The organism is Kitasatospora sp. NPDC057512 (assembly GCF_042802135.1).
Taxonomy (GTDB): Bacteria; Actinomycetota; Actinomycetes; order Streptomycetales; family Streptomycetaceae; genus Kitasatospora.
Window position 1 is genome coordinate 1 of sequence record NZ_JBHVET010000291.1, and the last position, 9,629, is coordinate 9,629.

Below are 9,629 nucleotides of genomic sequence, written 5' to 3' on the forward strand. Positions count from 1 at the left end.
GCGCTGCGGCCGGGGGCTCCGGCGTTCCCGCGGCCGGGGTCCTGGGGCGCGCGGGCGTCCGTGCGCGGACGCCCCGTGCGGATGTGCTGTGGGGATCTCCGGGGGCGGATGTCCACGTTTCGGACGGGTCGTGTGAGCCGGGACGCAACCGCTGGTCACGGCCTTGTCAGCGCCATGATCCGTGGCCGAGGATGGCCACCGGAGCGCCACCCCGCCCGGTGGCGGGACTGCGCCAGTACGGGGTGCGCGGGTCGGGGCGGGAGCGGCCGACGGAAACGGGCGAGCAGGGGGAGAGGGCGTCGTGTCCGATGCAGCACTGGGGCGGGCCGGCGGACAGGCCCTCGGCGCGCTGGGACTGGCGGAGCCGGACGGGCAGGTCTACGCGGCCCTGGTGGCCAGCCCGCAGTCCACGGCGGAGGAGCTGGCGGAGAGCTGCGGGCTGACGTTCCAGCAGAGCGTGCGGGCACTGGACCGGTTGGCGCAGCAGGGCATGGCCACCCGGGCGCCGGTGGACCGGCACCGCTACCTGCCCGTCCCCCCGGACGTCGCGATCGGCACCCTGATCGGCCACCGGGAGTCGGAGCTGCGCTACGCCCGGGCCGAGATGCACCGGCTGATGGACGCCTTCCGGGAGGCCTCGCGGTACACCGACCCGGCGCACTCGGTGGAGGTGCTGACCGGCGGCGAGGCGATCGCCCAGCGGCTGGAGCACATCACCGAGACCAGCCAGTACCAGGTGCGCGGCTTCGACCGCCCGCCGTACATCCAGGACCCGGTGGCGCCGTTGACCCTGCAGCGGCGGCGGTTGCGCGAGGGCGTGAAGTTCCGGACGGTCTACGACCGGGAGGCGGTGGCCTGGCCGGGGCGGCTGGAGAAGAACATCCTGGTCGGCGTCGAGGACGGCGAGGAGGCGCGGGTCCGGCCGACGCTGCCGATGAAGATGATCATCTCGGACGACCGGATGGCGATCATCCCGATCAGCGTCGGCGACAGCGTGCTGGACGCCGCGTACGTGATCCACCCCTCGGCGCTGCTCCAGGCGCTGGACACGCTGTTCGAGGCGGAGTGGGAGCGGGCCGTCCGCCTGCAGGCGGCGGTCGGCACCGAGGACGGCGGGTCCGAGCCGGAGACCGACCACCGCAAGCTGCTGGGCCTGCTGGCGGCCGGGCTCACCGACGAGTCGATCGCCCGGTCGCTCGGCTGGAGCGCCCGGACCACCCAGCGCCGCCTCCAGAGCCTGATGCGCTCGCTGGGCGCCACCACCCGCTTCCAGGCCGGGATGGCGGCCCGGGAGCGGGGGTGGCTGTAGCGCGGGCGGCCGCGGGGACGGCCGGCCCCGTCAGCTCCAGGGGCTGAGCGAGGCCCAGCGGCCGTCCGGGCCGCGCTCGACCTTCTCCAGGCCGACCACGGCGGTGCGGTTCAGCCGCCCGTAGATGTGCGGGAACAGCACGCCCGGGGTGGCCCCGGGCGGCGGGGCGCCGTGCGGGGCCTCCCACTTCACCATCGGCTCCACCAGCGACTCCTCGATCAGCAGCGCCATCAGCGGGTCGGGGGTGTCGGAGAAGAAGGCGTTGGCCACCGCGAGCGCCGTCCGCTCGTCCGCCGAGCAGTGGATGAACCCGTCGGTGAGCAGCGACGCGGTGGCGTACGGGCGGCCGGGGTCGGACAGCCAGTCGTCCAGGGGGGCGAGGTGGAGGATCATGGTTCCTTTTCTACCCGTTGTCTCCGGATTGGTCCTGGGTTGGGATCGGTCCCGGGTTGCCGCCCGCGGCGGTCAGAGCCCGGCCACCTTGGCGGAGGCGGACACCTCGTACACCAGGGTGAGGGTGCGCCGGGCGCCGGGGGCGAGCGGGACGTCCCAGCGGACGATGCCCTCGGCGTCGAAGGAGTCCGGTGCGGGGGAGCACTCCTCCTTGCGCAGCCGCACCTCGACCGCCGACACCTCGGAGACCGGCACCCGCTCGCGCACCGTGACGATCCGCTCGTCGCGCTCCTCCGGGCCGGAGAAGCGGGACAGGTGCAGCCGGACCGTCCGGGTGGTGGTCTGGCGGCCGGTGAGGCCGGCGGTGGCCTGGCGCTCCTCGCTCTCCCGGACCACCCGGTAGCCGTCCGAGCTGCCGAAGGACAGCTCGGCCTCGGCGCCGGCGGCGGTGAAGCGCAGCTCGCCGCGGCCGGTGAAGCCGCTGCCGCGGACCAGCTCGACCGGGCCGGCCAGCAGCGGGTGCCCGGCCGTGTTGCGGAACCGGACCACCTGGGTGACCAGCGGGGACAGTTCCGGGGCGCAGGCGTACTCGCTGCCCGCCGGGCCGGTGAAGGCGCCCAGCGGGACCCGGTGCGCGCGGCCGTCGGAGGGCACGGTCGCGGGCGCGGGGGCGGGCAGCACCCGGACCTCGCCGCCGTCGTCCACGCCCGGCACCCGGGAGGCCGGGCCCAGGGCGGCGACCGCCTCCTCGCGCAGCTCGACCTCGACCGTGCGGCGCTCCTCGTCGGTGCGCTCGCGCAGCACCAGGACGTCCTCGGCGACCGCGGGCGGGGCGGTGGCGAGGGTGGAGCGGGCGGTGGAGAAGGTGAGCCGGGCGTTCGTCCAGTCCTCGCCGGTGCGCTGCCAGACCACCGCCTCCGACTCCAGGCGCAGCTCGCCGCCGTCCAGGGTCGCCCGGTAGGAGGGCCGCCACAGCGCGCAGGGCACCAGGTGGGAGACGGTCAGCTCGGCGGGGCCGGGCCGCGCCGCCTCGACGGTGAGCTCCAGGTGGGCGGTCAGCTCGGCCGGGTCCTCCTCGGCCTCGTCCAGGGCGGTCAGGGCCTGCGAGCGCTCCTCCTCCAGACGGCGCAGCCGGGAGTGGGTGGCGCGCAGCTCCTCGCCGTAGCGCTCGCGCTCGGCGTCCACCCGGCCGAGCTCCCGGGCCCAGCGGTTGGGTTCGAGCTCGCCGAGGCCGGCCGCCTCGCCGATCTCGCGCAGCAGGTCCGCGGAGAGCTGGGCGAGCAGGGCCAGCCGGGCCTCCAGCCGGGCCCGGGCCTGGTCGGCCAGCCGGCTCTCGGTGTCCAGCCGGTGCAGCCGGTGGCGCAGGTCGGAGTCCTCCGGGCCGGGCGGCAGCGGGGCGCGCGGGGCCCAGCCGCGCACCAGCCGGGAGTCCAGCACCCGGACGCCGTCGGTGCCGGACTCGGCGCGCAGGGTGCGGTCGACGGCGAGGGCGGTGAGCGGGCCGAGGCGCAGCCGCTGCACGCCCGCGGTGAGCGCGACCGTGGTGCCGCGCTCGACCTGGCCGCGGTCCTCCAGGCAGGTCACGGCGGTGACGGGCAGGGGAAGGGTGACGGGGAGGGGACGGGTCTCGACGGTCATCGCTCAGTTCCTCCGGTTTCCGCCGACGATGGCCTTTCCGGCCGGGATCTTGATCAGGTAGCCGCCGTCCAGCTCGGTGCGTCCGCCCGGCGGCAGGTCGACCCGCCAGAGCCGGGTGCTGGGCGGGCAGTCCGGCGTGGAGACGGTCGGGGCGTGCCAGTCGGCCCGCTCCTCGATCCGGATCTCGGCGTCGGAGCCGACCGGCACCCGCTCGCGGACCTCCACCGTGACGGCGCGTCCGAGCCGGTTCGCCAGCTGGACGTGCACCCGGTGGTCGAGAACGGTGCTGTTGCCCTTCAGCATGCCGGTGGTGGACTCGTGCAGCTCGGTGCGGCGCGCCACCTCGATGCTCTCGGCGACACCGATGCCCAGCCGCCGGGTGCCGCCGGGCGCCAGCGTGGGCAGGGCGGCGGTGAGCAGGAACTCGTCGTCCACGGTGACCTCGGCCGGGCCGGCCAGGACGGCCTGGTCGGTGCGGTTGGCGAGCACCAGGGTCGCGTACACCTTCTCCTCGACGGCGGGGACGGTGACGTACTCGGGGCGGACGGCGAGCGGGATCTCACCGACGGTGACGGTGTGCCAGGTGCCGTCGGACGGGATGTCGGCGGGGGCGGCGGCGTCGAAGCGGTGGTCGAAGGAGCCGGCCGACTCGCGGGGCGGGACGGCGTGCCGGGGGAGGGCGAGGGTGCGGAGCCGGGCGGTGCCGCCGCCGGGTGCTGTCCGTTCGGTTCGTTCGGTCCGTTCGGTTCGTTCGGGACGGGGGTGCAGGGTGCCGCGCCGGGCGGCGGGCTCCTCGGGGCCGGCCAGGACGAGGTCGGGGTAGTCGAGCAGGGTGGCGTCCGGGGCGAGGCCGGGCGGCGGGGGCGGGGCGGCGGGGCCGACGCGGTGGCGGGCCTCCCCGGGCGGGAGGCCGCCCGGGGCCTTCGGCAGCGGTGCGGCGGCGGCGACCGGACTCGGGGTGGGCGGCGGGGCGCCGTAGCCGGCGAAGCCGCCCGGGGCGATCGGGGCGCCCGGGGCACGTGGCGGGGCCGGCATCGGCTGGTCGGCGTTCAGCAGGCCGCCTCCGCCGTACGGGCCGGCGGGGGCGAACTGCTCCTCGGCCGCGAAGGCCTCGGCCCGGGCGCCGCCCGGACGGACGCCGCTGAGGCGGGCGGAGCGGGGCGCGACGGCGGCCGACACCGGGATCGGGGTCTCGCGCAGCGGGGTGGGGCGGTCGGCGCCGGCCGCGTCGTAGCCGGTGAAGAGGTCGGCCAGGCCGGCCGGGGGCTCGCGCCAGCCGGAGGGCGGCGGGGCGGGCTGGCTGCGGCCGATCCGCAGCGAGGCGAGCCGGGGCAGGTCGGTGCGGCGGTCGAGGTCGGCGGTGGACAGGGCGAGGCGCACGCCCGTCCAGTCCTCGCCGGTGCGCTGGGCGACGGCGGCGCGCAGGACCAGGTGGGCCGTGTCGGCTCCGGTCCGGTAGGACAGCCGGTACGCCGGGACCCAGCGGGCGGCGGGGACGCCGTACTCCAGTTCCAGCTCCAGGTCGGGGCGCTGGTCCTGGTCCTGGTCGTGGTCCTGGTCCTGGGCGGGGTGGGCGCTCGCGGTGGTGAGGGTGAGCAGGACGGTGGTGCTGGTGCCGACCGGTTCGGCCCGGTCGGCGGTGGACGCCCGCTCCAGCCGGTCGGCGGCCAGGTCGCGCTCGTGGTCGGCGAGTTCCAGCTGCCGGGTGAGCTCCTCGGCGCGTTCCTGGAGCCGGGCCAGCCGCTCCTCGACGAAGTCGGCGAGCTCCAGCCAGGCGTCGGCGGGCGTGCGGCGCAGCGGTTCGTCGCGCCGGCGCTGCGGGGGGACGGCGCGCAGCGCGGCGGTCTCGGCGATCGAGGCCAGGACCACCCGCAGGCGTTCGCCGAGCGCGCTGCGGCGCTCGTTGGCCTCGTCCAAGTCCCGCTTCAGATCCGGGAGTTCGTCCGGTTCGCGGAGTTCGGCGAGCAGCTCCAGCCGGGCCTCGGTGACCGCGGTGCCGGCCGGTCCGGCGAGCACCCGGGCGCGCAGTGAGCGGCCGTCCAGGGCGGCGGGCAGGCCGGTCAGCCGCAGCCGGCCGCCGGGCGGGGCCGGGACGGTCGCCCGCCGGCGGCACACCGCGCCCTCGGCGTACACCACGACGGAGTCCAGGACCGACGGGTGGGCCGGTACGGTCGGCGGTTTCGACTGCCCGCTCCGGCCGCTGTGCTGATCGTCCATGCGCAACCCCTTCGTTCGCGTGTCGCCCGCCGCGTGGCGCTCGTCGTGCTGCCCTGCTGTTCCCGTCGTGCTGCTCGTGCCTTCCCCTTTCCCGGGCGGCCAGTCTGCCCGGCTTCGGGGCGGACGTCGCAGGATTTCCGGGTGCGGCGCGTGCACTGTGTGGGACGGGGGCGGGCCCGTGGCGGTTGCCGGTGCCGGAAGCTGCCGGGGCCGCCCCCGTGGTTGCCGGGTGGCGGGTGGGGACTCGGGCGGGGCGGATGAGGGAGGATGGGGCGCGGGTGCTCCCGGACGGTTCCGGCACCTGTCGAGAATCGTGATGAGGAGAGCGACCCGCCATGCGCACTGCCGTCGTCGTCGGCACCGGACTGATCGGCACCTCCGCCGCGCTCGCCCTGACCGCTCGCGGGCTCACCGTCCACCTGGAGGACGCCGACCCGGACGCGGCCCGCACCGCCGAGTCGCTCGGCGCGGGCATCACCGACCCGGTCGACGGCCCGGTGGACCTGGCGATCATCGCCGTGCCGCCCGCGCTGGTCGGCAAGGTGCTCGCCGACTGCCAGCGCCGCAACCTGGCGCACTGGTACACCGACGTCGCCAGCGTGAAGGCCGGCCCGGGCAGCGAGGTCGCCGAGCTCGGCTGCGACACCGTCCACTACATCGGTAGTCACCCGATGGCCGGCCGCGAGCGCTCCGGCCCGCTGGCCGCCCGCGCCGACATCTTCGAGGGCCGCCCCTGGGTGCTCACCCCGACCGCGGACACCGACACCGAGACGCTCAACGCCGCCCTGGAGCTGGTCGCGCTCTGCGGTGCGGTGCCGATCGTGATGGACGCCGCCGAGCACGACCGGGCGGTCGCCCTGGTCTCGCACGCCCCGCAGCTGGTCTCCTCGCTGGTCGCGGCCCGGCTGGAGAACGCCGACGAGACCGCCATAAGGCTCTCCGGCCAGGGCGTGCGCGACGTCACCAGGATCGCCGCCTCCAACCCCGGCATGTGGGTCGACATCCTCTCCGCCAACGCCGGCGCGGTCGCCGACGTGCTGGAGGGGGTCGCCCGCGACCTCGGCGAGACCGTCACCGCGCTGCGCGCCATGCAGGCCGACGAGGAGGGCGAACGCCGGGCGGGCGCGGCCGGGATCGAGGCGGTCATGCGGCGCGGCAACACCGGCCAGGCCCGCATCCCCGGCAAGCACGGCGCGCCGCCCACCCGCTACGAGACCCTGGCGGTCGTGCTGGGCGACCAGCCGGGCGAGCTGGGCCGGCTGTTCGGGGAGGTCGGCGAGGCCGGGGTCAACATCGAGGACGTCGTCATCGAGCACTCGACCGGGCAGCAGGTCGGCTTCGTCCAGCTGTCGGTGGCGCCGACGGCGGTGAAGCGGCTGACCAAGGCGCTGCGGGCGAGCGGCTGGAGCGTGCGGGACTGAGGGCGGGGCCGGTCAGGGCGGGCTTGATCGACGGGCCTGGAGGTCGGCCCGGAGGTCGGTCCGGAGGTCGGCCTGGAGGTCGGCCGACCGGCGGCGGACCGGCGGCGGAGCGGGTCACGGCGGCGGTCCATTAACCTTGAGGGAGACATCCCCGGCCGTCCGCCTGCCCAGGCTCCGGCTCCCATGCTCAGAGAGAGGTTCGCCCGTGGACACTGCCGACCGAGCGCACGCCCCGGTCGTCGTCGCCATCGACGGACCCTCCGGCTCCGGCAAGTCGACCGTCTCGCGGGCGGTCGCCGCCCGGCTGGGCCTGAGCTTCCTGGACACCGGCGCCATGTACCGGGCGATGACCTGGTGGATGCTGGTCAACGAGGTCGACGTCGAGGACCCGGAGGCGGTGGCCGTCGCGTGCGGCAAGCCCGTCATCGTGTCGGGGACGGACGCCGACGGCCCCACCATCACGGTGGACGGCCAGGACGTGTCCGGCCCGATCCGCGGCCCCGAGGTGACCGCCAAGGTCAGCGCGGTCTCCGCGGTGCCGGCCGTACGGTCCCGGCTGGTGGAGCTGCAGCGCGGCTGCGCCGAGGTCGCCGAGCGTGGCATCGTCACCGAGGGCCGGGACATGGGGACCGTGGTGTTCCCGCAGGCGACCGTCAAGGTCTTCCTGACCGCCTCCGTGGAGGCCCGGGCCGCGCGCCGGGCGGCCGAGCTGCGGGCCAAGGGCGTGGACGAGGCGACCATCACCGCGATGGCCGCCGACCTCGCGCGCCGCGACGCCGCCGACTCCTCGCGGGAGACGGCACCGCTGGCCCAGGCCGCGGACGCGGTGCTGGTGGACACCAGCGAGCTCACCCTGGAGCAGGTGATCGACCGGATCGCCGGGCTGGTGGAGGAGCGGGCCGGGCTGTCGTCGGTCTGACCGACCGATCGGCTGACTGATCGGCCGACCGGACAGCGGACCGGCGCCGATCGACCGGGCACCGGAGCGGCCGTGGAGGCCGGTCCGACCCACTGAACGAACCGCGGGCCGTCGAGGCGCCGCGGCGGAAACCATCGCGCTGCCCCGAGCGGGGCAGGTACGCACGGCACGCTCCTGGGAAGGGCCGGGCCGGGAAACGGAACAGACGAACATGACCGCAGAGCACGACACCGCCGATCACGGCGGGCTGGACGCCGCCGACTACGCCGAGTTCATGGCCCTCGCCGCCGAGGAGGGCATCGACCTCGACGGCTTCGACGCCGAGGACGGCGCCGCGCACGTCCGGCTGCCGGTGCTGGCCGTGGTCGGCCGCCCGAACGTCGGCAAGTCGACCCTGGTGAACCGCATCATCGGCCGCCGCGAGGCCGTCGTCGAGGACAAGCCGGGCGTCACCCGCGACCGGGTCACGTACGAGGCCAGCTGGAACGGCCGCCGCTTCAAGGTGGTCGACACCGGCGGCTGGGAGATCGACGTCCTCGGCATCGACGCCATGGTGGCCGCCCAGGCCGAGCTCGGCATCGAGCAGGCCGACGCGGTGCTGTTCGTGGTGGACGCCAAGGTCGGCGCCACCGACACCGACGAGGCCCTGATCAAGATCATCCGCCGGGCGGGCAAGCCGACCGTCCTGTGCGCCAACAAGGTCGATGGCCCCTCCACCGAGGCCGAGGCCGCCTACCTGTGGTCGCTGGGCCTCGGCGAGCCGTACCCGGTCTCCGCCCTGCACGGCCGCGGCTCCGGCGACCTGCTGGACGCCGTCATGGACGCGCTGCCCGAGGCCCCGCCGCAGACCTTCGGCGACGCCGCCCCCGGCGGCCCGCGCCGGATCGCGCTGATCGGCCGGCCCAACGTCGGCAAGTCCAGCCTGCTGAACAAGGTCGCCGGCGAGGAGCGGGTGGTCGTCAACGAGCTGGCCGGCACCACCCGCGACCCGGTCGACGAGATGATCGACCTCGGCGGCAAGACCTGGAAGTTCGTGGACACCGCCGGTATCCGCCGCCGGGTCCACCTGACCGCCGGTGCCGACTTCTACGCCTCGCTGCGCACCTCCTCCGCGCTGGAGAAGGCCGAGGTCGCGGTCGTCCTGATCGACGCCAGCGAGACCCTCGCCGAGCAGGACACCCGGATCATCTCGATGGCCGTCGAGGCCGGGCGCGCCGTCGTCGTCGCCTACAACAAGTGGGACCAGCTCGACGAGGAGCGCCGCTACTACCTGGAGCGCGAGATCGAGCGCGACCTCGTCCAGGTGCAGTGGGCCCCGCGGGTCAACGTCTCGGCCAAGACCGGCCGGCACATGGAGAAGCTCGTCCCGGCGATCGAGACCGCGCTGGAGGGCTGGGAGACCCGCATCCCGACCGCGCGCCTGAACGCCTTCCTCGGCGAGCTGGTCGCCGCCCACCCGCACCCGATCCGTGGCGGCAAGCAGCCGCGTGTCCTGTTCGGCACCCAGGCGGGCACCCGTCCGCCGCGCTTCGTGCTGTTCGCCTCGGGCTTCCTGGAGGCCGGCTACCGGCGCTTCATCGAGCGCCGGCTGCGCGAGGAGTTCGGGTTCGTGGGGACGCCGATCTCGATCTCGGTGCGGGTCCGGGAGAAGCGCAAGAAGAAGTAGGAGGAGCAGCAGTCGGCAGGACCGGTCGGTCCGCCGATCGGCGGCCGGAGGGCCTCGTCACGGTGG

General features: G+C 75.6%; 7 protein-coding genes. 4 read left to right on the forward strand and 3 right to left on the reverse strand.

Features of this window, described 5'->3' with window-relative positions:
* The first annotated feature begins 301 nt into the window (after nucleotides 1–301).
* Nucleotides 302–1,309 (forward strand): helix-turn-helix domain-containing protein, encoded by a 1,008-nt coding sequence (locus ACFU6K_RS20035; protein ID WP_380664788.1) that lies wholly within the window; start codon nucleotides 302–304, stop codon nucleotides 1,307–1,309.
* 30 nt (nucleotides 1,310–1,339) lie between these two features.
* Here ACFU6K_RS20035 and ACFU6K_RS20040 read toward each other — a convergent pair whose 3' ends face one another.
* From ACFU6K_RS20040 to ACFU6K_RS20050, 3 genes are all read right to left on the reverse strand, one after another.
* Nucleotides 1,340–1,702 carry a DUF952 domain-containing protein gene (locus ACFU6K_RS20040; protein ID WP_049659481.1) on the reverse strand — a complete coding sequence of 121 codons (363 nt, stop codon included), beginning with the start codon at nucleotides 1,700–1,702 and terminating at the stop codon, nucleotides 1,340–1,342.
* 72 nt (nucleotides 1,703–1,774) lie between these two features.
* Nucleotides 1,775–3,340, reverse strand: coding sequence for a mucoidy inhibitor MuiA family protein (locus tag ACFU6K_RS20045; RefSeq protein WP_380664790.1), 1,566 nt, complete (start codon nucleotides 3,338–3,340; stop codon nucleotides 1,775–1,777).
* Between the two features lie 3 nt (nucleotides 3,341–3,343).
* Entirely contained in the window at nucleotides 3,344–5,557 is a 2,214-nt protein-coding gene (locus tag ACFU6K_RS20050) for a DUF4139 domain-containing protein (RefSeq protein WP_380664792.1), read from the reverse strand.
* A gap of 335 nt (nucleotides 5,558–5,892) precedes the next feature.
* Here ACFU6K_RS20050 and ACFU6K_RS20055 point away from each other — a divergent pair, with 335 nt between their 5' ends.
* The 3 genes from ACFU6K_RS20055 (at nucleotide 5,893) to der (ending at nucleotide 9,563) form a co-directional block, all read left to right on the forward strand.
* Complete coding sequence (locus tag ACFU6K_RS20055; RefSeq protein ID WP_380664794.1) at nucleotides 5,893–6,978, forward strand: prephenate dehydrogenase; 1,086 nt, start codon at nucleotides 5,893–5,895, stop codon at nucleotides 6,976–6,978.
* Nucleotides 6,979–7,183: 205 nt separating this feature from the next.
* The gene (cmk, locus tag ACFU6K_RS20060) at nucleotides 7,184–7,897 is read left to right on the forward strand and encodes a (d)CMP kinase (RefSeq protein ID WP_380664797.1); all 714 of its coding nucleotides are present in this window, start codon (nucleotides 7,184–7,186) and stop codon (nucleotides 7,895–7,897) included.
* 211 nt (nucleotides 7,898–8,108) lie between these two features.
* A complete protein-coding gene (der, locus tag ACFU6K_RS20065) occupies nucleotides 8,109–9,563 on the forward strand; it encodes a ribosome biogenesis GTPase Der (protein ID WP_380664799.1) in 1,455 nt (484 codons plus the stop codon).
* The last annotated feature ends 66 nt before the right edge of the window (nucleotides 9,564–9,629 follow it).